This is a genomic window from Enterobacter sp. N18-03635 (assembly GCF_004006055.1).
GTDB lineage: Bacteria > Pseudomonadota > Gammaproteobacteria > Enterobacterales > Enterobacteriaceae > Enterobacter > Enterobacter vonholyi.
Map to the genome: position 1 here is coordinate 1,469,017 of NZ_CP034769.1, position 25,887 is coordinate 1,494,903.

The 25,887-nt window shown below is 55.9% G+C and carries 23 protein-coding genes; 16 read left to right on the forward strand and 7 right to left on the reverse strand.

The annotated features are described in order from the left end of the window. Positions 1-14 precede the first annotated feature (14 nt). Both ELK40_RS07710 and ELK40_RS07715 read right to left on the reverse strand, forming a co-directional pair. A complete protein-coding gene (locus ELK40_RS07710; RefSeq protein ID WP_127730201.1) occupies positions 15-629 on the reverse strand; it encodes a hypothetical protein in 615 nt (204 codons plus the stop codon). Then, the gene (locus tag ELK40_RS07715; RefSeq protein WP_127730203.1) at positions 629-2,203 is read right to left on the reverse strand and encodes an ExeA family protein; all 1,575 of its coding nucleotides are present in this window, start codon (positions 2,201-2,203) and stop codon (positions 629-631) included. Before ELK40_RS07715 ends, ELK40_RS07710 begins: the two co-directional genes overlap by 1 nt. 300 nt (positions 2,204-2,503) lie before the next feature. Between ELK40_RS07715 and gspC the strand changes: the two genes are divergently transcribed. The 15 genes from gspC to ELK40_RS07790 all read left to right on the forward strand — a co-directional run bounded on the left by gspC (position 2,504) and on the right by ELK40_RS07790 (position 18,859). After that, positions 2,504-3,235 carry a type II secretion system protein GspC gene (gene gspC, locus ELK40_RS07720; RefSeq protein ID WP_127732749.1) on the forward strand — a complete coding sequence of 244 codons (732 nt, stop codon included), beginning with the start codon at positions 2,504-2,506 and terminating at the stop codon, positions 3,233-3,235. Positions 3,236-3,248: 13 nt separating this feature from the next. Then, on the forward strand, positions 3,249-5,174 hold the full coding sequence (gspD, locus tag ELK40_RS07725; protein ID WP_127730205.1) for a type II secretion system secretin GspD: 1,926 nt from the start codon (positions 3,249-3,251) through the stop codon (positions 5,172-5,174). A gap of 12 nt (positions 5,175-5,186) precedes the next feature. Next, positions 5,187-6,665, forward strand: a complete 1,479-nt coding sequence (gspE, locus tag ELK40_RS07730; protein WP_127730207.1) for a type II secretion system ATPase GspE — start codon at positions 5,187-5,189, stop codon at positions 6,663-6,665. Further along, positions 6,665-7,873, forward strand: coding sequence for a type II secretion system inner membrane protein GspF (gspF, locus tag ELK40_RS07735; protein ID WP_127730209.1), 1,209 nt, complete (start codon positions 6,665-6,667; stop codon positions 7,871-7,873). The genes gspE and gspF overlap by 1 nt, the downstream gene beginning before the upstream one ends. 2 nt (positions 7,874-7,875) lie before the next feature. Continuing rightward, positions 7,876-8,325 carry a type II secretion system major pseudopilin GspG gene (gene gspG, locus ELK40_RS07740; RefSeq protein ID WP_127730211.1) on the forward strand — a complete coding sequence of 150 codons (450 nt, stop codon included), beginning with the start codon at positions 7,876-7,878 and terminating at the stop codon, positions 8,323-8,325. Beyond that, positions 8,325-8,810 (forward strand): type II secretion system minor pseudopilin GspH, encoded by a 486-nt coding sequence (gene gspH, locus ELK40_RS07745; RefSeq protein WP_127730213.1) that lies wholly within the window; start codon positions 8,325-8,327, stop codon positions 8,808-8,810. Before gspG ends, gspH begins: the two co-directional genes overlap by 1 nt. Continuing rightward, positions 8,803-9,186 carry a type II secretion system minor pseudopilin GspI gene (gspI, locus tag ELK40_RS07750; protein ID WP_127730215.1) on the forward strand — a complete coding sequence of 128 codons (384 nt, stop codon included), beginning with the start codon at positions 8,803-8,805 and terminating at the stop codon, positions 9,184-9,186. Before gspH ends, gspI begins: the two co-directional genes overlap by 8 nt. Further along, on the forward strand, positions 9,179-9,859 hold the full coding sequence (gspJ, locus tag ELK40_RS07755) for a type II secretion system minor pseudopilin GspJ (RefSeq protein ID WP_127730217.1): 681 nt from the start codon (positions 9,179-9,181) through the stop codon (positions 9,857-9,859). Before gspI ends, gspJ begins: the two co-directional genes overlap by 8 nt. Further along, positions 9,856-10,875: a type II secretion system minor pseudopilin GspK gene (gspK, locus tag ELK40_RS07760; protein WP_127730219.1), complete on the forward strand. Its 1,020-nt coding sequence runs from the start codon at positions 9,856-9,858 to the stop codon at positions 10,873-10,875. Before gspJ ends, gspK begins: the two co-directional genes overlap by 4 nt. A 15-nt stretch (positions 10,876-10,890) precedes the next feature. Next, on the forward strand, positions 10,891-12,036 hold the full coding sequence (gspL, locus tag ELK40_RS07765) for a type II secretion system protein GspL (RefSeq protein ID WP_127732751.1): 1,146 nt from the start codon (positions 10,891-10,893) through the stop codon (positions 12,034-12,036). Beyond that, on the forward strand, positions 12,033-12,518 hold the full coding sequence (locus tag ELK40_RS07770; protein ID WP_115874608.1) for a type II secretion system protein M: 486 nt from the start codon (positions 12,033-12,035) through the stop codon (positions 12,516-12,518). The genes gspL and ELK40_RS07770 overlap by 4 nt, the downstream gene beginning before the upstream one ends. Next, positions 12,515-13,312 carry an A24 family peptidase gene (locus tag ELK40_RS07775; protein WP_127730221.1) on the forward strand — a complete coding sequence of 266 codons (798 nt, stop codon included), beginning with the start codon at positions 12,515-12,517 and terminating at the stop codon, positions 13,310-13,312. The genes ELK40_RS07770 and ELK40_RS07775 overlap by 4 nt, the downstream gene beginning before the upstream one ends. A gap of 259 nt (positions 13,313-13,571) precedes the next feature. Beyond that, positions 13,572-16,319: a glycosyl hydrolase family 18 protein gene (locus ELK40_RS07780; protein ID WP_127730223.1), complete on the forward strand. Its 2,748-nt coding sequence runs from the start codon at positions 13,572-13,574 to the stop codon at positions 16,317-16,319. Positions 16,320-16,451: 132 nt separating this feature from the next. Further along, on the forward strand, positions 16,452-16,904 hold the full coding sequence (gene iagB / locus ELK40_RS07785; RefSeq protein WP_115874611.1) for a type III secretion system invasion protein IagB: 453 nt from the start codon (positions 16,452-16,454) through the stop codon (positions 16,902-16,904). A 140-nt stretch (positions 16,905-17,044) separates the two neighbouring features. After that, complete coding sequence (locus ELK40_RS07790; RefSeq protein WP_115874612.1) at positions 17,045-18,859, forward strand: chitinase; 1,815 nt, start codon at positions 17,045-17,047, stop codon at positions 18,857-18,859. A 67-nt stretch (positions 18,860-18,926) separates the two neighbouring features. Here ELK40_RS07790 and ELK40_RS07795 read toward each other — a convergent pair whose 3' ends face one another. From ELK40_RS07795 to poxB, 4 genes are all read right to left on the reverse strand, one after another. Next, positions 18,927-19,940 carry an NAD(P)-dependent oxidoreductase gene (locus tag ELK40_RS07795; RefSeq protein ID WP_127730225.1) on the reverse strand — a complete coding sequence of 338 codons (1,014 nt, stop codon included), beginning with the start codon at positions 19,938-19,940 and terminating at the stop codon, positions 18,927-18,929. Positions 19,941-20,032: 92 nt separating this feature from the next. After that, positions 20,033-21,469, reverse strand: a complete 1,437-nt coding sequence (locus tag ELK40_RS07800) for an SDR family oxidoreductase (protein ID WP_127730227.1) — start codon at positions 21,467-21,469, stop codon at positions 20,033-20,035. A 10-nt stretch (positions 21,470-21,479) separates the two neighbouring features. Beyond that, positions 21,480-22,481, reverse strand: coding sequence for a low-specificity L-threonine aldolase (gene ltaE / locus ELK40_RS07805; protein WP_127730229.1), 1,002 nt, complete (start codon positions 22,479-22,481; stop codon positions 21,480-21,482). Between the two features lie 38 nt (positions 22,482-22,519). Beyond that, entirely contained in the window at positions 22,520-24,238 is a 1,719-nt protein-coding gene (poxB, locus tag ELK40_RS07810) for a ubiquinone-dependent pyruvate dehydrogenase (RefSeq protein WP_127730231.1), read from the reverse strand. Between the two features lie 151 nt (positions 24,239-24,389). Between poxB and ELK40_RS07815 the strand changes: the two genes are divergently transcribed. Further along, positions 24,390-24,824, forward strand: a complete 435-nt coding sequence (locus ELK40_RS07815; protein ID WP_115874615.1) for a DoxX family protein — start codon at positions 24,390-24,392, stop codon at positions 24,822-24,824. Between the two features lie 88 nt (positions 24,825-24,912). Here ELK40_RS07815 and hcr read toward each other — a convergent pair whose 3' ends face one another. Further along, positions 24,913-25,881: an NADH oxidoreductase gene (gene hcr, locus ELK40_RS07820; protein ID WP_127730233.1), complete on the reverse strand. Its 969-nt coding sequence runs from the start codon at positions 25,879-25,881 to the stop codon at positions 24,913-24,915. Between the last annotated feature and the right edge of the window lie 6 nt (positions 25,882-25,887).

The window sequence follows — 25,887 nt, forward strand, 5'->3', positions numbered from 1 at the left end:
TTCTCACCCCCTTTTTAATTGAAAGGGGGGCTATGTTTAAGTGTATTATTTGCCTGCGTTCCTGCCGCGGTTTCCTCAACGGGGGGGGCGGGTATTTTTCCCTGCGAATAATCTTTCTCCTGCTCTTTTAACGCCTTCATCAATAATGCTTTGATAGCCCCGTCATCAACTGTGTGACCGGTATTATCCTGTTCGGGAATAGCAGAATTGTTCATTTCTGTTCCCGGCAATGTATCCCGGGAAATATCACGCGGTACTTCACCGTCGGGCGCCTGCTGCCAGTCGGCATCGCCGCTATCAATTGGCATCTCCTGCAGTGGCGGCATCTCTTTTGTCATCGGTTCTTGCTTTGGTTCAGGCCGCGGGAACGGTTTACTGACATAGACGTAATGCATATCCGATAGCTTCGTTTCTGGCCTGACGGCGCTCGCTTTTATTGGCTCAGGTACCGGATGACGAAGATCCCAGTAGATATGTGCGTAAAGTCCCGCGGCGATCGTCATCACTATCCCCATCAACCAGATCAGGGTGGCAAAGACCGCTTTTTTCAGCGAGGGGCGCCGGTAAGAAAACCAGACCGGTGCGTTCAGGGTATAGCTGCGCTGGGCAGCCAGAGTAATCGTGGACATTATGAATGCTTCTCCTGCGCGGTGGGGGTCGCAGATATATTTGCGGACTGAATAAGCACGCTTGGCGTAGTCCTGGTTTCACGCATTAACTGCATCAATGTATCTTCACCCGCAATCCCGTCCACATGCAGATGCATTTTCTGCTGAAACTCGCGGGTACGTTGCATTAGTTCCGCCGTCCACACCTTTGCGTGGGTTTCGGGCAGATTCAGCGCCAGGCTAAGCTGCTGATCCATCCAGCCCAAATCTTTGACGCTACTTTCGGCGCTCACGGCATCTTTCCCCTGCGGCGTAAGGCGGTGCAATAGGGTGTAATTGCCCGTTGCATGCTGGTTAAACCATCTGCGGCTCACCTGCCAGGTGCGATTATTCATCAGCAGATCCAGCGAGTTATCATCTACTCTGGCCACCACGGCATAGTTCAGGTGATCGCCCGTTTTGATCTCGCCGATCCAAGGGTAACCCTCTTTTGCCAACTCCTCGACCGGAGCGCTGCCCTCCTTACACATCAGGTTGACCCGCCCGGCGTTCTGGCAGAGCGCCTCTTCCATCGTGGCGTCATAACCCCACATGGTATAAAGCTGATGCATCGCATCGGGCTTGTTCACCACTTCATTATCAATAACCGGCACCACTGGGGCGTCGGTTTTTGGCGTCTGCGGTTTCCAGCTGGCCATCACGGGCAGCTGTACCGGCAGTCTGGCGGTAATGGCGGGCATCAATGTCCAGCCGCAGGCTGCAAACAGTACAGAGGCAAAAAGGCCCATAACGGCAAGGCGTTTGCCCTTCGGTTTTGCCGGCAGAACTTCTCCTGCAGCGAGGCGCAGATGGCGCGGCGATACCTGCGCTGAACGTTCGGTCCAGGCGGCGAGCATCGCAAGGTGCGCCAGCTCGTTGAGTTTACTTACCTGTCCTTTGGTCAGAACATGCATCTTGCGCACGCGGGCCCGGGTGAACGGCGTCGCGTCGCTGCCATGCGCTTCACACTGGGCCTGAACATAGCTCATGGACTCGCGGCAGGTGAGGGGCCGGAGCGTGTGATGCGTATGAAGAGATTCACGCAACCCGGACTGCTGGAGGGCGGCTTCCTGGTCGGCCGATCCCATCAGCACAACCGACAGAGGCACATCCAGCTCCTGCGCGCGGGTTAACAACACGGACAGTGCGTCATGGCAATTCGCTTTCATCGACTGAATATGCGAGATGACCAGCACTTTACGTGAGGTTTTGCGGGACAACATCTCGTCCTGCCACTGACGCAGCACAGCATCAATAGCCTGGATCCGGGTTTTGCTCTCTTTAGTGGTGGTGTTGAGTTTATAGAGCAGGCCGCTGGCGCTGAGTTTCGGGAAGGCGTTAATGGCAATCAGCGTGCCGTCATGCTTTTTAAGCGCATCGCAAAACTGCGAGGTGAGATAGCTGTCGTCGCTAAAGAGCGCAGTAACGCCTGTTGTCTGGCACTTCTCTTTCAGCAAACCGAACACATCCTGATGATACGGAACAAAAAAATCACCTGGCATCCGGCTGATAGTCCGGAAAGGCTGGGTAGTGAAATTAAAATGGCGCATATACATAGCGTATTACCGTCTCTTTCATTCATAACAAGGAGACGGAAAAGTAAAGGATACAGGCGGAAGGGGCAATTTGAATGCAGGATAAAAATATTCGGCCTGCGCTTCTAACATAGGTTTATTTAACGTTCAATCTTTTTCTAAATTATTGTTGGCGGAAGTATAAATGGGCGGGGGAGAGGGAACGCATTAGTATTTACGCCACTTACTCATACAGCCCTGTGCTGTGAATTACTGACTGGCAGAAAGGCTCGTTAAAAAATGCGGATGTCATTTGTTAATCAATTGATTATGCCCTGCGTCATGTTTGTGCTGCTCATTTTCTGCGGCCAGCAAGGGTATATGGTTTATAAAGATTATAAGAAAGTTACGAACAGATTGTCTGATCCAAAGCAGAAGATGCAAAAAAAAAGTCATGATGAAACTCAGTTTGTACTTTTTACGCCGGCGGTGATGCCAGAGAAACAGCCAGCGGCGTTGAAAAAGCCGCTCAGTGCGGAAATCGAAGGTATTCTCAGCAGCGACGAAGCCTGGCTGTCCTTTGCGGTGATAAAAACCCCCTCCGGACAAAAGAGCTATCGCGAGGGCGAAATGCTCGCCGGTTTTGACAATGCCTATATTGCCGAAATTCATCCAGATAATGTGGTGGTGAATTATGAAGGCGCACCGCAGGTTATTTCACTTAAAAAACCAGACTATTTTAAAGGCGGCGTTGACAGCGGCCCGGTAACCAAATCGAAGAAAGATGCAGGATTGGATAATCTGCATCTGGATGATTACCTGGTGTTAAAACCATTAATCGAGAAAGGCCAGCTGGAAGGCTACAACATTAATCCACGCAATGCGTCTCCTTTCTACAGCCATGCTGGCCTGGAAAAAGGTGATGTAGTGGTAAAAGTTGACGATGTGGATATGACTAAAGAGGCGCAGGCAAAAGAGATCGTTGCCCGCTGGTCAAAAATGAAAGAGGCGGATGTCATTATTCGGCGTCACGCTCACCTTGAAAATATTCGGGTCAATGTTCTAAACAATTAATAAGTGTACAGACATGAAGAAATTTCCATGGGCGTGCGTAGCGCTGACCGCATTGTCATTATATTCCGGTTCGCTGTTCGCGGCGAACTTTAGCGCCAGTTTTAAAAATACCGATGTCCGCGAATTTATCGATACCGTCGGGCGTAACCTCAATAAAACCATTCTGGTCGATCCTTCTGTTCAGGGAACGGTGTCGGTCCGTACCTACAACGTGCTGACGGAAGAGGAATATTATCAGTTCTTCCTGAGCGTGCTGGATCTCTATGGTCTGTCGGTGATCCCGATGGATAACGGGATGGTGAAAGTCGTGCGCTCTTCGGTGGCCCGCATGTCGGGCGCACCGATTGCCGACAGCAAAAACCCCGGCAAAGGCGATGAAATCATCACCCGCGTGGTGCGAATGGAGAACGTCCCGGTACGTGAGCTGGCCCCCCTGTTGCGTCAGTTAAACGACGCCTCCGGCATCGGCAACGTGGTCCATTTTGAACCGTCAAATGTGCTGTTGTTAACCGGCAAAGCCTCGGTGGTTAACCGCCTGGTCGATCTGGTACAGCGTGTGGATCAAAGCGGCGTCCAGCGCCGTGAAATCGTGCCACTGCGTTTTGCCTCGGCCAAAGATCTTTCTGACATGTTGAACAATCTCAACAACGAAGAGCAGAAAGGGCAAAACGCCCCGCAGCTGGCGACCAAAGTGGTCGCCGACGATGAAACCAACAGCCTGGTGATTAGCGGCAGCCCGGACGCGCGTCAGCGCACCCGGATGCTGATCTCCCAGCTCGATCGCGAGCAGAACAACGAGGGCAACACCCGCGTCTTCTACCTGAAATACGCCAATGCCAGCAAAGTGGTGCCGGTGCTGACGGGGATCGGAGAGCAATTGAAAGATAAAGCGGGCGGCGGCAAGAGCAAAGCCGCGCCTATGGCAGGCGATCTGAATATTAGCGCCGACGAGTCTACCAATTCGCTGGTGATCACCGCCCAGCCAAACGTCATGAACTCGCTGGAAAAAGTGATCGATAAGCTGGATATCCGCCGTCCGCAGGTACTGGTGGAGGCGATCATCGCCGAAGTTCAGGACGGTAACGGTCTGGATCTTGGCGTGCAGTGGACCGGTAAACACGGTGGGGTTCAGTTTGGTTCGACCGGTTTGCCGATTAGCCAGATCAAGAAGTCAAAAGTCATTGGCAGCTATACGGGCCTGGCGACCGGTTTCTTTAACGGCGACTTTGGCGCGTTGATGACGGCGCTGTCCACTAACGGCAAAAACGATATTCTGTCGACACCGAGCGTGGTGACGCTGGATAACAAAGAGGCGTCGTTCAACGTCGGTCAGGATGTACCGGTACTCTCCGGTTCGCAGACCACCAGCGGCGATAACGTGTTTAACTCGGTGGAACGTAAAACCGTCGGTACTAAGCTGAAAATCGTACCGCAGATCAACGATGGCGACATGATCCACCTGAAGATCGAGCAGGAAGTTTCCAGCGTGGATAACACCTCGACGGCCGATGCCAGCCTGGGCCCAACGTTCAACACCCGCACCATCAATAACGAAGTGATGGTCCACAGCGGACAGACGGTGGTACTGGGAGGTTTGATGGAAAACGTCACCAAACAGTCGGTCTCGAAAGTGCCGTTGTTGGGCGATATTCCGGTCGTGGGGCAGTTGTTCCGCTATACCTCGCAGGACAGCGCCAAACGTAATCTGATGGTGTTTATCCACACCACCGTACTGCGCGACGACGACAACTACAGCGCGACGTCGAAAGAGAAATACGATCAGATCCAGGCGCGTCAGCACCAGCGTATGGAAGAGCACAAGCTGGGCATTGTAGAGAATTCTGATTCCCCGATGCTGCCGGCCTATCCGTCCCAGAGCCACGCCGCGCCGGTGAGCGCCAGTGCGCCGGTGTCGTCCCGCAACCCGTTTAAAGAGTAAGGCGGACGCGACATGACTGAGATGAGTAATGCGCTCTGTACCAGCACCTGGGCGAAAGAGAACGGGGTCCTGTTCTATAACGATGAGGTTTATATCCGCGAGGATGCGCATGCGTATGCCCTGCTGGAGATGCGCCGCGTGCTGGGGCGCTCCTATGCCCCGACGATCCTGACGGCGGAAGCGTTTGACGAACTGCTGACCAAAATCTGGCAGCAGAACAGCGGCGTCTCGCAGCAGCTGGTGGACGACATGGACGCCGATATTGACCTGATGGCGTTAACCGAGGAGATCCCTGACAACGAAGATCTGCTTGATAACGACGAGAACTCGCCGGTGATCCGCCTGATCAACGCCATTATGGGCGAAGCGGTGAAAGAGGGGGCCTCCGATATTCATATCGAGACCTTCGAGCGCACCCTGAGCATTCGTTTTCGCGTTGACGGCGTGCTGCGTCCGGTGCTGCAGCCGGCGCGCAAGCTCGCGCCGCTGCTGGTGTCGCGTATCAAAGTGATGTCCAAACTGGATATCGCCGAAAAACGTCTCCCCCAGGACGGTCGTATTTCGCTGCGCATTGGTCGTAAGGCTATTGACGTGCGTGTCTCCACTATTCCGTCTCAGTACGGAGAACGCGTGGTGATGCGTCTGCTGGATAAAAGCAACCTTAAGCCGGACATCAACAAGCTCGGTCTGATTGACGAAGAGCTGGTGAAGTTAAAGGGACTGATTGAACGTCCGCACGGCATCATCCTGGTGACCGGCCCGACCGGTTCGGGGAAAAGTACCACCCTGTACGCGCTGCTGTCGGCGCTTAACGGTCATGAACGCAACATTCTGACCGTAGAAGATCCGATCGAGTATGAACTGGAAGGGGTAGGACAGACCCAGGTCAACCCGCGCGTGGATATGACCTTTGCACGCGGGCTGCGCGCCATTCTGCGCCAGGATCCGGACGTGGTAATGATCGGGGAAATTCGTGACGGTGAAACCGCGCAAATCGCGGTGCAGGCGTCGCTCACCGGTCACCTGGTAATGTCTACGCTGCACACCAACAGTGCGGCGGGCGCCATTACCCGTCTGCGTGATATGGGACTGGAGTCTTTTTTAATTGGTTCGTCGCTGCTTGGCGTCATTGCCCAGCGTCTGGTACGTCGGCTGTGTCCACACTGCCGCACGACCAGTCCGCTGGATGACAATGAGAAAGCGCTGTTCACCTTTATGGAAACGCCACCGAAAGCGATTTATCGCGCCGTGGGTTGCGAACAGTGTCGCCAGAGCGGCTACCAGGGACGCGCAGGCATCCATGAATTTCTGGTGGTCGACAGCGCCATGCGCCGTGCGATCCATGAAGATAAAGATGAGATGTCCATCGAAACGCAGCTTTTCAAAGAGGCATACAGCCTGCGTGAAAACGGTCTGCTGAAGGTGATCTCCGGCGTGACCTCGCTGGAAGAGGTGATGCGCGTCACCGCCGAGCGCGGAGGGGATGCGTAATGGCCTGGTATGCGTGGTCCGCGACGGACGCCGCCGGAAAAACCCAGCGCGGCAACCTGCAGGCCGAAGGGCCAAAGCAGGTGCGCCAGATGCTGCGCGAACAAAAGCTGATACCGGTGAATATCTCCCCAACCAGCGATCCGGCGGCGGGGAAAAACGCCCGTAAAGGGGCAAAACTGTCGATTCCGGTGCTGTCGATGTTTACCCGACAGCTTGCGACGCTGGTCAATGCCGCGCTGCCGCTGGAGAGTGCGCTGGAGGCAATTGCGAAGCAGACGGAAGATAAAACCCTGGCGGCGATGGTGACCGAGATCCGCGACAAGATCGTGGAAGGCCACACGCTGTTCGACGCCTTCAGCCAGTTTCCGCGCAGCTTCGATAAGCTCTACTGCACCCTGGTGATGGCCGGTGAAAAGACCGGTCATCTCGGGGGCGTGCTGGAAAAGCTCGCCGAATACAACGAGCAGCGCCAGAAGATGAAAAGCAAGCTCACCCAGGCGATGGTGTACCCCATCACCCTGACGGTAGTGGCGATCGCGGTGATCTCCATTCTGCTAGTCGCCGTGGTGCCGCAGGTCATCGACCAGTTCACCCATATGAAACAAGAACTGCCGGTGACCACCCGCACGCTGATTGCGGTGAGCGACTTTCTACAGGCCTGGGGCATCGTTATCGCCGGCGGCCTGTTCGGGGCGTCGGCGAGCTTTAAATTTTGGATAAAAAAAGAAAAGAACCGATTTGTTTATCATCGGTGGCTGTTGCTAAATTCACCGCTGAAAAAACTGGTCTGCGCCATCAACAGCGCGCGCTACATCCGCACGCTGAGTATTTTGCAGGCCAGCAGCGTTCCGCTGCTGGAAGGGATGTATATCGCGATGGACGGGATAGAAAACCTCTATGCCCGGCAGGTGCTTGAGCAGGCGGCGGACACCGTGCGTCAGGGGGCATCTCTCTACAACGCGCTGGAACAGGCGAAAATCTTCCCACCCACCATGCTTTACATGGTGGCCTCCGGGGAGGAGAGCGGCGAGCTGGGCTCGTTGATGGATCGCGCGGCGGAAAACCAGGAATCTGCATTACAGCATCGAATTACTTTAACGCTGTCGGTATTTGAACCGGCACTGGTAGTAACTATGGCGACCGTTGTTTTATTTATCGTTCTTTCAATATTACAACCGCTTCTTCAACTTAATAATATGGTGGGTTAATCATGTCTTTGAAAAAGAATAGCCTGAAGCGTCAGGCGGGATTCACGCTGCTCGAATTAATGGTAGTTATCGTTATTCTCGGTGTGCTGGCCAGTATGGTGGTGCCTAATTTAATGGGCAATAAAGAAAAAGCCGATATTCAGAAAGCGACCAGCGATATTGTGGCGCTGGAAGGTTCGCTGGATATGTACAAACTCGACAACCATCGCTATCCGACCACCGAGCAGGGGTTGCAGGCGCTGGTGACCAAACCTGAAATTGCGCCCATTCCGAAAGGCTACCGTGACGACGGCTATATTCGCCGTCTGCCGCAGGATCCATGGGGCAATGACTATATTCTGGTCAGCCCGGGAGAGCATGGCGCTGTCGATATTTTCTCAGCCGGCCCGGATGGAGAAGCGAATACTGGCGACGATATCAGCAACTGGTCTTTTGATAAAAAAGATAAGTAATGAATAAGCAACGTGGATTTACCCTGCTGGAAATTATCGTGGCGCTGGTGATATTCGCCCTGAGCGCCATGATGGTGGTCACCACCATTCCATCACGCAGCGGCGCAGATACATTTGGTAAGCAGCTAAAATCCCTCGTTGAATATGGTTCTGACCGTGCGGTAATGGACGGAAATATTGTCGGGCTGGTGATGACCTCCTCAGAATTTGAACTGGTGACACAGGTTGGAAATAACGGCGAACGTCACTGGGCACCGCTAAAGGCGGGACGGATCGCGACCCGCGGCGAGTTTCCTGAGGAGATGCACGTCTCCCTCTCGCCGCGAACGCTGGCGGCCACGCTGGACGATGAACCGCAAATCATTTTTTTGCCGGACGGCGAGCTGAGCCGCTTCACGCTCAGTCTTGAAAGCCTTGATAAAAAGCAGCGCTTTCACGTGACGTCACAGGGCTCTGTTCCCGTGGTGGTGGAAAACGATGACTAAACGCAAAACCAAAGAGCAGGGGATGACCCTGCTGGAAGTGATGGTGGCGCTGGTGATTTTCTCCACCGCGGCGCTGGCGCTGATGAACTCCGTCACCCTGAACGTGCGCTTTACCCACAGCCTGTCGGAAACACTGCAGGCCGGCTGGGTGGCGGAAAATCTACTGGCACAAGCTCAGCTTGCTCAGACCGATTTTCCGGATGCCGAGCAGGTGGGTACCGAAACCATGGGCGGACAAACCTGGACCTGGCATATCCAGCGGGTAAAAACCGCCGAAAATACCTTTGCCGATGAGGTAAGGGTTTACAGCGAAGGAAGCGATGCGCAACCGGTGGTGGCACTTCAGCTCGACGAACCGGAGGTGGATCGTGAGTAAGGCGCAGCGTCAGCAGGGCTTTACCCTGCTGGAAATTATGATTGCGCTGGCCATCTTCGCGGTGATCAGCATTCTCGCCTGGCAAATTCTTGACGGTGCGATGCGCACCTCGACGGCCAGCGACGAGGCGGCGACAAAAGTGACGGCGCTTCAGCGCACGTACAATCTGCTCTCGCGTGACTTTTATCAGCAGCAGGCGCGCGCGCCGCGCAACAGCGGCGAGGTGTTCGTTCAGCAGCAGAATGGTCTGGAAATGACAACCCTTAACGGCATCAGCGGTCAGGTGCAGCTAGAGCGGGTGAGCTGGACGTTAAAGGACAAGCGCCTGTGGCGCAACGTCTGGGCTGCTATCGATGGTCCCGCCAGCGCGCAGCCGGAAGAAGTGCCGATTCTGAACGATGTGAAAGCGATGAAATGGCGTTTCTGGCACGAAGGCTGGCAGGAGAAATGGACCGACATCGCCCATCAGCCTGATGGCGTTGAGCTGAATCTGACTATGGAAAACGGCGAAACCTGGCGCTGGGTTTTTATCACTCCCGGCGATATGCCCGAGATCCAGACCGCGCCAAAAGAGACGAATGCGGACCCGGCGCAGCCGGCAGCGGAGAATGCGGCGCAACCCGTAACCAACCCGCAGCCCGATACGGCAGCACAACCAGGAGTGAGTTCATGAGCGGCAAACCTGCGCGGAAAGAGCGTGGCGTGGCGCTACTGGTGGTCCTGATCCTGCTGGTGATGATGTCCGCCCTGGCGGCGAAAATCAGTCAGCAGTTCTGCCGCCACCTGCAAAAAACGCATTATCAGGTCAGCCAGCAGACGCTGCGCTGGGCCATTGCCCGTCAACAGAAGGTACTGGAAAACGTACTGCAGAAAGCGGCCAGTTCAGAAGGGGCGGGGCTTTCGCCGAGAGGTGACTGGGCCCAGCCCCTGGAAACCCACGGGGATAATTACACCGTGGTGAGTCAGGTGGAGGATGCCCGGACCTGCTTTAACGTCAATAGTCTGTTGGCCGTTGACGAGGCGCCAGCGGCCCCGGCTGACGCCACTGCGCTGCCGAAAAAACCGGTCAAAGAGCAGATTGTCGAACAGCTGCTGGCAGAAAGCGGAGTCGGTACGCTGGCGACAGAAGAGATTTACCAGCAACTGGTGGATTATCTTGACGCCGACGACGTGACGGCGAAACAGAGCCAGGAGGCCGATGCCTGGGCGAGCGTGACGCCCGCCCGTGGTCCGGCGAATCAAATGATGCGCACCATCAATGAAATCCGACTGCTGCCCGCCTTTCCGCAGGCCGCGTGGCCGAAGGTCAGCAAACTGCTGTGCGCCTTGCCGGATACGGATGGCACCATAAATGTGAATACCTTAACACGAGAACAGTCGCCGCTGCTGGCGGCGGTTTTTACCGGCGTGTTAAACACGGACGATGCTGCTCGCCTGATCGATTCACGTCCGGAAGAGGGCTGGGAGTCGCTGGAGGCATTCAGCAAAGTGCTGGAGAGCAACTATCCGCAGACCAAAGATATCCTGGCGCAGATTCAGGACAGGGTTGCGGTCAACAGTCGCTATTTTCGGGTGGATACCACCGGCAATACCGATGATTTAACGCTGCGCGTCGTCAGCCAGCTTCACGTTGACAGTGAGGCGGGCAAGGTCGTTACCTGGCAACGCCGCTACCGAATGGTTGAATAAGATAAGTAGAAGATGATGAAAAAGGTGCTTTTTATTCGTCCCGATACCCGTGAGGACGGCAAAATTTGGTGGTGTGAATCCGGTAACGATCGGGTGGAATATCTGACGGGCTGGAGCGCACTGAGCGAACTTTCCTGCCATCCGCTTTCTCAGCAGGTGTGCCTTTTGCTGCCGGCGAGCGAGACGATCTTTCGTCATTTTACCCTGCCGAAAAAAGGTCTTTCAGCCCAGACGGCGCAGTTCTCGTGGATGGCGGAAGAGACATTGCTCGGCGAGGTGGAGACGCTGCACTGGACGGTGCTGAACAAAAAGGGGCCAGAAGTGGATGCCGTGGCCATCGACGCTGAACGTCTGCGCCACTGGCTTGAGCTGTTCGCTCAGGCGGGGCTCACGGTGGTCCAGGCGCTGCCGGATGCCTGGCTGCTGCCGGTGAGCGAAGGGGGTACTACGCTGGTGAGCCTGGAAGAGAGCTACTGGCTGCGTTTTTCTCCCAGCAGCGCTGGCGAAGCCGATGCGGTCCTGCTGCCGCTGCTGTTGAGTAAATGCCCGACGGGTGAGGTGTGCTGCTATGGCGATGCGCCGCAGGAGGTACAGGTGGATGAACTGCTGGCGTGGCAGCATCCGCTGGTGTTGATCCAGCCCCAGTGGCAGGGCTGTCGTATCAACATGCTGCACGGGGAGTTTTCCGGGCGCAGCGCCAGCGGTCCGCGTTTTCGCCACGCGAAAACGGCCCTCGCTGCGGCGGCGCTGGTTTGCGTCGGCCTGCTGATCGGCCCCCGCGTTGGTATGGCGTTGATGCTCACTCACCAGCAAAACGAGATCCACCGTGAGATGACCACCGTAGCGCAGCACTATTTCCCGACCCTGCGCCAGACCAGCAACCTGAAGTATTACATCGGGCAGAATATCAGCAAGGCGAAGAAAGGGATCTTCCTGCAACTCGAAGCGCTGAATCAAATCAAGCAGTCACTGCCGTCTCTGGAGATCAACAACGTGGAATATGACGAAACGCAAAATCAGCTGACGTTGAATGTGAAATCCATGGATAAACAGACCCTGCAGGATTTTGTCGCCCGCAGCGCCGAAACCTTTGAATTTGCGATGCAGCCGATTTCCGGCGAGGCGCCTTATACCGCCATTATTACCGGGAGCTATAAATGAAAACGCAAATAGCCCAGTTAAAAAACCGCTGGCAAAATTATAGTCCACGCGAGCGTAATTTATTTAAACTCTGCGGTGGGGCACTCTGCTGTGCGATGGTTTATTACGGCGCGATGATGCCGCTTGATACTCTGATCAAAAATAACGAGGCCGTGTTATTTAAGCAGAAGCAGACGCTGAACTGGATGCGCCAGGAAATTGATAAAAACCATCTCCAGTCCAGAATAGTCAATACCCCGAATCCACGCAGCGTGGTGGAAGAAAGTGCCAAAGTCGTGCACGTCGCGTTGACAGACGTGCGTCAGGAAGAGCAGTCGCTAACCTTTGTTGTCGAGCGCGTCAACATTTCTGCCCTGCAAAACTGGCTGCGTGAGATGAACGTCTCTTCCGGTATACATCTGGAGAAACTCGCGTTAACGCCGGTGGATCGTCAGAGTGACGTGAAGGCACGCGTTACGCTGAGCTGGGCGAAAAGCGCATGAACCCGCTAATGCTGTTGCAGCAAGCGAATCTGCCGGGACTGTGCGTGATGAGCGGAGCGCTGGGGGCAATCCTCGGCAGTTTCCTGGGCGTAGTCGCGGAGCGTATTCCGCCGCTGGTAATGGAAGAAGAGGGGGCAGGCAATCTGCTGTTTCCCGCCTCTCACTGCCCGAAGTGCCAGCATGCCCTGAGCGCGTGGGAAAATATTCCCATCATTAGCTGGTGTGCGCTGCGCGGTCGCTGCCGTCACTGCCATAGCGAGATTCCGCTGCGGTTGCTGCTGGTGGAAGTCTGTAGCGCCGTCTTCTTTGCCGCCAGCGCGGCGTTGGCACCGTCGTATTCGGCGCTAATCGCGCTGTGGGTGATGTGGAGTTTTCTGCTGCCGCTGTCGGTGATCGATGCGCACCATATGCTGCTGCCGGACTGCCTGACCCAGCCGCTGCTGTGGACGGGGCTGATGTTCCATGCCCTGTTCCGGACGCTACCGCTGACCGATGCTATCTTTGGCGCGGTGGCGGGGTATCTGTCGCTCTGGCTGGTTTACTGGGCATTCCGTCTGCTGACCGGTCGGGAAGGGTTAGGCTATGGTGATTTTAAGCTGCTGGCAGCGCTAGGCGCGTGGTGCGGATGGCAGGCGTTACCCTCTATTTTGCTGATCGCGGCGCTGGGGGGCATTATTATGCATTGCCTGTTAAAACCCTTTGAGAATAAAAATAACCTTATTTCCTTTGGCCCATACATTGCGTTTTCCGGGCTGGCTGTATTTATTTCTCAAATCCCCTATCTCATCTTTTAAATAATGCAGTCAAGTTTTTTTTGAGGTTTTTTCATTGAGGGGAGGAAAGGAAAAAATAAATTCCCCATTGTATTCTCTTCTCCGCAATAAAAGATTTGTTGAATGTTTTATGAGTGGAGGAAGGTACGGCGTAATAATAAGCAGGTCTTTGGTGAACCAGAAGCGTTCACGATTAATTTATCAGTAAATAACGTTCGTCCATGTTTAATGGAAAAGCATGGGTATTTAATTTCACAAATCGTATTATCAGGATCAAATAATGAAATTTCTGAAGCCTAAATATCTGGCACTCTTCGTTGCAGCGGCTGCAAGCCCGGTGTTCGCAGCAGTGCCCGGTAAAGCAACTATCGCCAGTGGTAATGATAAATTTGCCATTGTCGAAGTTGATCAGTCTGCTTCTGCTTACAACAACCTCGTCAAAGTTCATGATGGCGCCGATGTTAAAGTGCAGTGGGACGTCTGGAGCGGCGCGGCGCCGACTTCAGCGAAAGTGCTGCTCGACGGCAAAACCGTCTGGACCGGCGCAGGCAGCATGTCCGGCACGGCTACGTTTAAAGTGAAGAAAGGCGGTCGCTATCAGGAAACGGTTGAGCTCTGCAATGCCAGCGGCTGCAGCACCAGTGCCAGCAAACTGATTATCGTCGCGGATACCGACGGTAGCCATCTGCTGCCACTCAACACCACCATGCAGGAAAATAACAAAACCCTCTCTAAGCACACCGATAAAGTGGTGGGGGCCTATTTCCCTGAGTGGGGTGTTTACGACCGTAACTTCCCCGTGGACAAAATTCCGGCGGCTAACCTTAACCACATTCTGTATGGCTTCATTCCAATCTGCGGCGGCGACGGCATCAACGACAGCCTGAAAACCATTGAGGGCGGTAACAGCTTCGAAGCGCTTAAGCGCGCCTGTGCGGGCCGTCAGGACTTCCAGGTGGCGATCCACGACCCGTGGGCCGCACTGCAGAAGCCTCAGGCTGGCGTAAGCGGCTGGGACGATCCCTACAAAGGTAACTTCGGCCAGCTGATGGCAATGAAGAAAGCCAACCCGGGCCTGAAAGTGCTGCCTTCTATCGGTGGCTGGACCCTTTCCGATCCGTTCTTCAAAATGCATGACAAAGCGATCCGCGATCGCTTCGTGGCTTCTGTTAAAGATTTCCTGAAAACCTGGAAATTCTTCGACGGTGTGGATATCGACTGGGAATTCCCGGGCGGCGGCGGTCAGAACGAAACGCTGGGCAACCCGCAGCAGGATAAAGAAACCTATACCGCACTGATGCGCGAACTGCGCGCCATGATGAATGAACTGTCAGCCGAAACCGGCCGTACCTTTGAGCTGACCTCAGCAATCGGTTCAGGCAGCGACAAAATTGAAGACGTTGATTACACCACTGCCCAGCAGTATATGGATCACATCTTCCTGATGAGCTACGACTTCTACGGCGGCTGGAGCAACACCGAACTGGGTCACCAGGCGGCACTGCGTGCTCCGGCGAACAAACCGGATACTAATTACACCACCGAAAACGGCGTGAATGCACTGCTCGCGCAGGGTGTACAGCCAGGCAAAATTGTCGTGGGGACGGCCATGTATGGTCGCGGCTGGACCGGCGTTCACGGTTACAGCAATAACAACCCGTTCACCGGCACGGCAACGGGCATGGTGAAAGGGACCTGGGAACCGGGCGTGGTTGACTATCGTCAGATCGTTAACGAGTACAAAGGCAAAGCGGGCTGGGAATACAACTATGATGCTACCGCTGAAGCGCCGTATCTGTTTAACAAAACCACCGGCGATCTGATTACCTATGAAGATGCGCGTTCCGCAACGGCGAAAGGTCAGTATGTGCTCGCGAAAAACCTGGGCGGTCTGTTTGCCTGGTCTATCGACTCCGATACCGGAGACATTCTGAACGCGATGAATGAAAGCCTGACAGGCGGTGGCGCTGCGCCGGTTGATCCTGTAGTGACCAACCATGCGCCTGTGGCGACTGCCGCTGACCAGAGCGTAACCGGTCCGGCGACGGTGACCCTGGATGGTTCGGCTTCCACCGATCCGGATGGCGATGCCATCACCTACAAGTGGACGCAGATCTCTGGTCCATCGGTGACCATCACCAACAGCACCAAAGCGAAAGCGACCTTCAACGTTGCCGCTGTCACCAGTAACCAGACTCTGGCGTTCCGCCTGACGGTTACTGACGCGAAAGGGTTGAGCAGCACTGCTGACGTCCAGGTCGTGAACAAAGCGCCGAAAGCAAACCAGGCACCGGTTGTGAACCAGATGGAAGCCGTGACGCTGGAAGCGGGCCAGAGCTACTCTCTGCACGCTCAGGCTAACGATCCTGATGGCGACGCGCTGACCTACTCCTGGAGCGTTCCTGCGAATATGCAGGCGACAGGCGCAGACACCGCGAACCTGAACATCACCGCACCGGACGTGGACACGGAATCAACTTACACGCTGACCGTGGTGGTAAGCGATGGCAAGTCCAGCGTACAGACTAACGTACAGGTGACGGTAACGCCTAAAGCGGCGGAAACACCGTCTGACGAAGGCAACACGCCGTCTGACGAAGGCAACACACCTTCCGATGAAGGCAACACGCCATCTGACGAAGGTAACACCCCATCTGATGAAGGCAACACGCCGTCTGACGAAGGCTCTGCCACCAATAGCTGCGATAAGCCTGTTGACGCCAACGCCAGTAAATATGCTGCCTGGAGCGCAAGCAAGGTTTACAACGCGGGGAATACCGTCAGCTTCGACAACCTGGTCTGGAAAGCAAAATACTGGACTCAGGGCAACCAGCCGGGCTTCGGTGTGGATGCATGGGAGCTGGTAAGTCAGGTGAAATTCAACTGGCGCTCCGACGTGGTTTATAACGGCGGCGACACCACTACCTACAACGGTTACACCTACACCGCGAAATGGTGGACGAAGGGTGATAAACCAGGTAGCAGCGATGTATGGGTGAAAAAAGGCCCGGCGACTGACTGCCAGTAAGCCACTGCTATAACGATGCGGGTAAGAAACTTGCCCGCTATTACGGTCCACGTCCCGAGACGGACGTGGGCCGTAAATCAGGAAAAGAGTAATAACCGCGTAAGGAGACAATGAAAAAGAGCCGGACTGAAAATGAAAACGTTATTTTTATTGTTGCTGGTAATAAGCCATAGCGTCTTTGCCAACTGCTGGGATAAAGCCGCCAGTTATTATCATGTGGATCCTTATCTGTTATATGCCATTGCTAATGTTGAATCGGGAATGAATCCCAATGCGATTGGACTGAATCATGATGGCACGCGTGATGTCGGACTAATGCAGATTAACAGCTCACATTTTTCCGAGCTGGAGCGCAAAGGCATTAATGAATACCGGTTAATTACCGAGCCCTGCACCTCGATTATGGTTGGCGCATCGATATTATCCGGAATGATTAAAATTTATGGCTATAACTGGGAGGCGGTCGGCGCCTATAACGCGGGCCTGAAAAAAGAGAATTTCGCGCAGCGCATGGTCTATGCCCGCAAGGTCTGGAATAAATATCAGAAGTTAAAACGTAGCACCCGCAACCGTTATTATTATTGATTTTTGTTTTTTGAAGAGTACCGACTGGTGTTCTTCATAAAACGAAACTGCTCCCGGGTTTATTTATTAAGTGATTAATAAATAAACCGCGAAAAAATTAACTTTTATTGACCCTTAATATAATTAAGAGGACTATTGACATGAACAAAAGGACATTACTCAGTGTTCTTATCGCGGGCGCATGCGTTGCACCGTTTATGGCTCAGGCAACCCTGCTGCAGGCCAGCAGCGAACCTTACACCGTTAAGGCCAGCGATCTGCAGAAGAAAGAGCAGGAGTTGACCAACTTCCCGCTTATGGCTTCAGTGAAGTCAACCATCCGCACGCTGGACAACAGCCTGGTGGAACAAATTGAGCCGGGGAAATCGACAAACCCGGAAAACGTCAAGCGCGTGGAAGGGATTATCAAGGCCAGCGACTGGGATTACCTCTTCCCACTGCGTGCGCCGGAATATACTTACAGCAACTTCCTGAAAGCGGTCGGTAAATTCCCGGCACTGTGCCAGACCTATACCGATGGTCGTAACAGCGATGCCATTTGCCGTAAGTCTCTGGCAACCATGTTTGCGCACTTCGCGCAGGAAACCGGCGGCCACGAGTCGTGGCGTCCGGAAGCCGAGTGGCGACAGGCGCTGGTCTACGTGCGTGAGATGGGCTGGAGCGAAGGTCAGAAGGGCGGCTACAACGGTGAATGTAACCCGGATGTCTGGCAGGGCCAGACCTGGCCGTGCGGTAAAGACAAAGATGGCGATTTCGTTAGCTACTTTGGTCGCGGTGCGAAACAGCTCTCCTATAACTACAACTACGGCCCGTTCTCTGAAGCGATGTACGGCGACGTCCGTGTACTGCTGGACAAACCTGAGCTGGTGGCGGACACCTGGCTGAACCTTGCTTCCGCGATCTTCTTCTTCGCCTACCCGCAGCCGCCAAAACCGAGCATGCTGCAGGTTATCGACGGCACATGGCAGCCGAACGATCACGATAAGGCGAATGGTCTGGTACCAGGCTTCGGCGTGACCACGCAGATCATCAACGGCGGCGTGGAGTGTGGCGGCCCGACTGAGATCGCCCAGTCTCAAAACCGTATCAAATATTACAAAGAGTTCGCCAACTACCTGAAAGTACCAGTTCCTTCTAACGAAGTGCTGGGCTGCGCCAACATGAAACAGTTCGACGAAGGCGGTGCCGGCGCGCTGAAGATCTACTGGGAACAGGACTGGGGATGGAGCGCGGATACTCCGTCAGGCCAGACCTACTCTTGCCAGCTGGTGGGTTACCAGACGCCATTCAGCGCCTTTAAAGAGGGGGACTACACCAAATGCGTGAAGCATTACTTCAATGTGAACGTGGTGGGTGAAGACGGGACTTCCGACGGCGGCAGCGTCACGCCAACCCCGACGCCAACACCGACCCCTGTCGACCCAACGGACGAAGGCAACACCACGCCGGTGCCGGACGATAATACGCCAGCGCCTGTAAACCATGCGCCGGTAGCAAAAATCTCCGGCCCGGTGGGGGCGGTTGAAGCGGGTAAATCTGTTTCTCTGAACGCGTCTGGCTCGACTGACGAAGACGGTAACCACCTGACTTATACCTGGACGGCTCCGAACGGCCAGACCGTAAGCGGCGAAGATAAAGCGATTATTACCTTCAATGCGCCAGACGTGGCAGCGGCGACGCAGTATCAGATCAACCTTACCGTCAGTGACGGCGAGCTGAGCAGCAGCACCAGCTATACGCTGAACGTACAGCCTAAACAGGCCAGCGGCGGCCAGACCGGGACTTACCCAACCTGGACGTCCAAAACCAAATGGAAAGCAGGCGATATCGTTAACAACCGCGGCCAGCTGTTCCAGTGCAAACCTTACCCGTACAGCGGCTGGTGCAATAACGCGCCATCCTACTACGAGCCTGGTAAAGGGATTGCATGGCAGGACGCGTGGACTGCGCTGTAATCAGCAAAATGACAAACGGCAACCTTCGGGTTGCCGCTTTTTTCATCGTAAAAATGTCGGGCCCGATCTACCGAGGAAGCTTCCCGTGATCCCGCAGCCATGCCGCGGTGCGCATAATCCCCTCATCCAGCGTCACAATCGGTTTATACCCTAGCTCATTCTCCGCACGCGAAATATCCAGCGTGAAGTCAAAGTTAAGTTTAGAGACGCCGTAATGCGTCAGCGCAGGCTCTTTGGCTGATTTACTGCCAAAGCGCTCCATGCTGCGGGCAATCATATCCAGCATTGGATAGGGAACAGAACGGATACGGCAGTCGATCTGCAGCTCGTCAATTAAGCGCTGCACAATGCTGCGCAGCGTGCACGGTTCGCCGTTGGTGATGTTGTAGGCGCGACCGGAGATAAGCTTATCGCAGTCCGGCTGGCTGGCCAGCCACATGGCGTGAACGGCATTTTCGTAATAGGTCATATCGACCAGCGCATCGCCGCCGCGCGGCAGCAGCACGCTGCCGTAGTGGTGCATCATCTGCGCCAGACGCGGAATAAACACCTTGTCGTGCGGCCCGAACAGGCTCTGCGGACGCAGGACCGTAAAGCGGGTATGCGGGTTTGACTGCGCCAGCAGGTCGATGACCTCTTCGCTGGCCGCCTTGCTGCGGGCAAACTCGCAGGCAAAGCGAGCAGGGCGGAAATCTTCCTGCACGTCACGATGGTGGTGATAGTCGAAATAGAGTGACGGTGACGAGATATGAATAAAGTTACGCACGCCCCAGGCAACGGCCCATTCACCCAGACGGCGGGTAGCCCGCACGTTGGCGAGATCGAAGGCTTCCTGGGTTCCCCACGGGGAGGTAAAACTGGAGCAGTGCCACAGCGTGTCGATACCGGCGAGCATCACCTTCGCCTGCGAGGAGACCAGCTCCGTCAGGTCGGCATGGACGAACTCTGCGCCCATTTTTTGCAGCAGTTTTCCCATCGCTTCGTTGCGACCGGTAGCCCTGACGCTGATGCCCTTGTTGCGCAGAAATTCGACCGCATTTCGGCCTAAGCCGCTGGTCGCCCCGGTAACCAGTACCTTCATATCAATCCACTGTGTTGAAAAGAATTTCGTGCGCATTCTTTCGTGAATTACGGCGCTATGCAATGGGAAAGGTGAAAGAAAGAGAGTTTTATTTAGATCTTTTCCGTCTTTTGTTCTGCCAGTTGCGCAATGCGTTTCGCCATCCCCCGGAAGATAAACAGGTGGGCAGGGATCATCAACAGCCAGTAGAACAGACCCGGCATTCCGTGGGGATGCCACCAGGCGCGGACGTCCAGTTCACGACAATCGCCTTTGTCTTTCAGGGTAAAGCAGAGTCGACCCAGCCCCGGGGCTTTCATGCCGAACAGCAGCGCCAGCTGTTTTTCCGGCTCGACGATGATCACCTTCCAGCTGTCTACCGCGTCGCCCACCGCAAGATACGGGTTTGCCGGGCGGCCTTTTGCCAGCCGGTGGCCCACCAGCAGGTCCATCGCCCCGCGCGTTTGCCAGAGGATATTACCGAAGAAATACCGTTCTTTGCCGCCAATCTGGTTCACCACTTCCCACAGCGCGGCCAGGCTGGCGTGGGTTTTCACCGTGCAGCCCGCCTGTTTCGGGTAATAGCCGTACTCCGGGCGCCAGCGGGCAAACGCCTGAGCGTCGTAACCCCAGTCGCTGGAGTTCACCAGCTGTTCTTCTTCTTTCAGCGTCTTGCGCACGGCATCGTCAAAGCGGATCAGCTCCTGGGGAATTAAGGCGCGCAGCTCGCGATCGTCCGCCAGTAAATCGTGCTTCAGCCCCTGGATAAGCGCTTTGGCGGTCGTCGGCGGCACGGAGGTGATCACATTCAAAAACCACACCGAAATCCAGCGGGTCGGGAAGGGGATGGGGATCAGCCAGCGGCGGCGTCCGCTGACGTGCATGAAATGTTCGAACTGCTCCTGATAGCTCAGCACTTCCGGGCCTGCCGCCTCCAGCACGCGGTGCTGCTCCGCCGGGCGATCCAGCAGGGCCACCAGATAATGCAGCAAATTCTCCAGCGCAATCGGCGTGGTGCGCGAGCGTACCCAGCGCGGCGGCGTGAGTACGGGCAGGTTGTAGACCATATCGCGCATGACTTCGAAGGCGGCGGAGCCTGCGCCAACGATGATCCCGGCGCGCAGTTCGGTGACGGGAATATTGGCGCCGCGCAGGGTCTCAGCCGTCAGCTGGCGGGCACGCAGATGATCGGATTGCTCATGCTCGGGAGCCTGAAGCGAGCTTAAAAAAATCACCTGCTTAACCGGGGTTTGCAGTAGCGCATCGCGAACGTTCATCGCCACCTGCCGCTCGTGGGCGATGAAATCCCCGCCTTCGCCCATGCTGTGCACCAGGTAGTAAAGCGTGTCGACCCCTTCCAGCAGGGCGGGAAGTTCCTTCGGCCAGTTGAGGTCAACGCTGTGGCAGGTAACGCCAGGCAAACCGAGTTTTTGCAGGCGTTCGGTGTTGCGTGCCGCAGCCAGCACCTGGTGTCCCTGCTGGCTTAACGCCGCGGTGAGATGCTGACCGATGTACCCGCTGGCGCCGAGCACCAGAATGCGTTGCGGCACGTGATGCTCCTTATCGCTGTAAAAACGCCTGCCAGTGTTTCACCACGTCCGCCAGCTGTTCGCGGCTCACGTCGAGATGCATGACCAGGCGCACGACAGGTGAGGCGTTGATCAGCACGCCACGTGATTTCATAAATTCGCCAAGCGCAGCGGCGCGATCCTCGCCCACGCGGACGAACAGCATGTTGGTGTCGTGGCGCATCACGTCGGCGCCAATCTCGCGCAGCTGCGCCGCCATCCACGCGGCGTTGTCGTGATCGTCCTTCAGACGCGCCACGTTGTTTTTCAGGGCATACAGCCCGGCAGCCGCCAGAATACCCGCCTGACGCATCCCGCCGCCGGTCATTTTGCGCCAGCGGTTGGCGCGCTTGATGTAGTCCGTATTGCCAACCAGCAGTGAACCTACAGGCGTGCCCAGTCCTTTTGACAGGCAGATGGTGAACGAGTCGCAGTATTGCGTAATCTCTTTCAGCTCGCAGCCATACTCCACTACGGCGTTAAAGATACGTGCGCCGTCCACGTGCAGGCCGAGTTTACGCTCGCGGGTAAATTCCCACGCCGCCTTCAGGTACTCGCGCGGCAGCACTTTGCCGTTGTGGGTATTTTCGAGGCTGAGCAATTTGGTACGGGCGAAATGAATATCGTCGGCTTTGATTTTCGCCGCGACTTTATCGAGCGGCAGGGAGCCGTCCGGCGCGGCGTCAATCGGCTGCGGCTGAATGCTGCCGAGCACGGCCGCACCGCCGGCTTCGTAGAGATAGTTATGCGCGCCCTGGCCGACGATATACTCTTCACCTCGCTCGCAGTGGCTGAGCAGCGCGACCAGGTTCGCCTGTGTGCCTGTTGGCATAAACAGGGCGGCCTCCTTGCCGCTCAGTTCTGCCGCATAGCGCTGCAGTTCGTTTACCGTCGGATCGTCACCGTAGACGTCGTCCCCGACCGGAGCGGCCATCATCTCTTCGAGCATGGCCCGACTCGGGCGGGTAACGGTATCACTGCGTAAATCAATCATTTCACATCCCTTTAATTTAAGAGGTCATGCGAAGTGTTTTACCTGAGCCAGTTGGTTTTTGCCAGTTCAATCACCTCGTCGCCTCGGCCGCTGATGATCGCGCGCAGCATGTACAGGCTAAAGCCTTTGGCCTGCTCAAGCTTGATCTGCGGCGGGATCGCCAGCTCTTCTTTGGCGACGACGACATCCACCAGCACCGGGCCGTCGATGGAGAAGGCGCGCTGCAGGGCTTCATCCACCTCGGAGGCTTTCTCCACGCGAATACCGGTGATGCCGCAGGCCTCGGCGATGCGCGCGAAGTTGGTGTCGTGCAGCTCGGTACCGTCCGTGAGATAGCCTCCGGCCTTCATTTCCATCGCCACGAAGCCCAGCACGCTGTTGTTAAATACCACGATTTTTAGCGGGAGCTTCATCTGTACTACCGACAGGAAATCCCCCATCAGCATGCTAAACCCGCCGTCGCCGCACATCGCCACCACCTGACGCTCCGGCGCCGTGGCTTTTGCGCCCAGCGCCTGCGGCATGGCGTTGGCCATCGAGCCGTGGTTAAACGAGCCGAGCAGGCGACGTTTGCCGTTCATCTTCAGATAGCGTGCCGCCCAGACGGTTGGCGTGCCCACGTCGCAGGTAAAAATGGCGTCTTCGTCCGCAAAATGGCTGATCTGCTGCGCCAGGTACTGCGGGTGAATGGCTTTGTCGCTTGGTTTGGCGAGATCGTCCAGCCCCTTGCGGGCATCGCGATAGTCGCTTAGCGCCTTATCAAGGAACTTGCGGTCGGTTTTCTCTTCCAGCAGCGGCAGCAGGGCGGCAAGGGTGGATTTGATGTCGCCCACCAGCGCCATATCGACCTTGCTGTGCGCGCCGATGCTGGCCGGGTTGATATCAATCTGAATGATTTTGGCATCCGTCGGGTAGAACGCGCGATACGGGAACTGGGTTCCGAGCAGGATCAGCGTGTCGGCGTTCATCATGGTGTGGAAGCCTGAAGAAAAACCGATCAGTCCGGTCATGCCAACATCGTAGGGGTTGTCGTACTCGACGTGCTCTTTGCCGCGCAGGGCGTGGACAATCGGGGATTTCAGCTTTCCGGCAAATTCCAGCAGCTCCTTGTGCGCGCCAGCGCAGCCGCTGCCGCACATCAGGGCGATATTGCTGGAGTAACGCAGCAGCTGCGCCAGCTTTTTTAGCTCCTCTTCTGCTGGCGTGACGACGGGCTGCGGGGCGTGATACCAGTGAGTGCTTGCCCCTTCTGGCGCAGACTTGAGGGCCACATCGCCCGGAATAACGACCACAGAAACGCCGCGATTCAGCACGGCTTTACGCATGGCGATCGCCAGCACCTGAGGGATCTGCTCCGGGGATGAAACCAGCTCGCAATAATGGCTGCATTCACGGAACAGCTCCTGCGGATGCGTCTCCTGAAAATAGCCGCTGCCGATTTCGGAAGAGGGGATATGAGCGGCAATCGCCAGCACAGGCACGTGATTGCGGTGGCAGTCGAAGAGGCCGTTGATCAGGTGCAGGTTACCCGGCCCGCAGGATCCGGCGCAGACGGCCAGTTCACCCGTAAGCTGCGCTTCAGCGCCTGCGGCGAAGGCGGCAACCTCTTCATGGCGGGTCGGCATCCATTCGATGGTCTTCATCTTGTTGAGGCTGTCGCTGAGTCCGTTCAGGGAGTCACCGGTGACGCCCCAGATACGTTTTACGCCAGCCTGTTCGAGCGTTTTCGCTATATATGCAGCCACGGTTTGTTTCATGGTTGTCCTTCTCCTTTTTGTGATAACGCTTACAAGCTTAGAAGAAAGTCTCCGTATTGCCCGTCGCATCCCCACAATTAAAAGGTGCTTTTCACGCGCAATTATTCGGCATAATCTGGGAGTGTCTCAGTTAAAACAGGAATAATTTCAAATGGTTAAATCATTGTTAATTGCTGTTAATGAAAAGCTATCGTGCGACGATCTTGGCAAACTCTTGTTACGACTTGCCGTCGGCGGGCTGATGCTTTTTCACGGTTTGCACAAGCTTTTTGGCGGCGTGGGGTTTATCAGCGGCATGCTGGTGGAAAAAGGGCTGCCGGGATTTATCGCCTACGGCGTGTTGGTTGGCGAAGTCGTGGCGCCGATCCTGATTATTGTCGGGCTGTTTACGCGCCCGGCCGCGCTGGTGCTGGCGTTTACGATGATTGTGGCGTGGCTGATGGTGGGAATGGGTGAAACGTTCGCCCTTGATAAGGTTGGGGCATGGGCGATTGAAAGCCTGGTGTACTTCTTTATCGGCTCGCTGGCTGTGGCGTTTTTAGGGGCAGGGCGGTTTGCGCTGGGTAAAGCGCCCGCGTGGCGGTAAAATTGTAGGTCGGGTAAACGCAGTACCGCCCGGCAAAAAAGCCCGGTGGCGCTGACGCTTACCGGGCCTACGAACGAACGTTTATCGTTTATGCGAGGATCAAATCCCCCTGCGGATGGCACGAGCACGCCAGCACGTAACCCTCGGCAATTTCCGCGTCGGACAGCGTCATGGTGCTGGTGACGGTGTACTCACCGGAAACCACTTTGGTTTTACAGCAGCCACACACGCCAGCACGACAGGCAGCCGCTACCGGCACCTTGTTGCTTTCCAGCGCCTCCAGCAGCGTGGTCCCCACGCGGCCAAAGAAGGTCTGGGCAGGCTGCAGTTTGGTGAACCTAACGCCGCTGCTTGCCGCTTCCGCCACCGGCGTGAAGAACTGCTCTTTGAAAAAGCGGGTTACGCCAAGCGCTTTCACTTCTTCTTCCACGATAGCCATGTACGGCGCCGGGCCGCAGGTCATCACCGTTCGGTTCGCAACATCCGGCACGCTTTGCAGCAGCTCGCGGCTCAGGCGACCGGGCACAAAACCGTGGGTCGCGTTGTGCTCAGCCACCAGCGTCACCGGGTATTCACGCCACTCCTCGGCAAAAATCACATCTTCCGGGGAACGGACGCTGAAGATCGTCTGCACGTCGGCCTGGGGGCGGTTCTTCGCCAGCCAGCGGCGCATTGACATAATCGGCGTTACGCCACAGCCCGCCGCCAGCAGCAGGAATTTATCGTCAGCTTTGTCGTCACAGGTGAATTCCCCCTGCGCGTCGGACAGCCAGATGTAATCCCCGCGCTTCACGTCCTGCGTCAGCCACTGGGAGCCCGCGCCGTCGTCAATGCGGCGGACGGTGAGCGTAATGTATTCGCTCACGCCCGGCGTCGAGGAGATCGTGTAGGCGCGCAGGGTGTCCGCCGAATTGCGAATGCTGACCAGCGCATACTGGCCTGCACGATATGGATAGTAGTCATGGCACAGCAGCGACAGCGTCCACACATCCGGCGTCTCCTGACGGATGTGATGAACCTGCATCCGCCACGGGCATTGTGAGGTTGGCATGGTCATGAATAA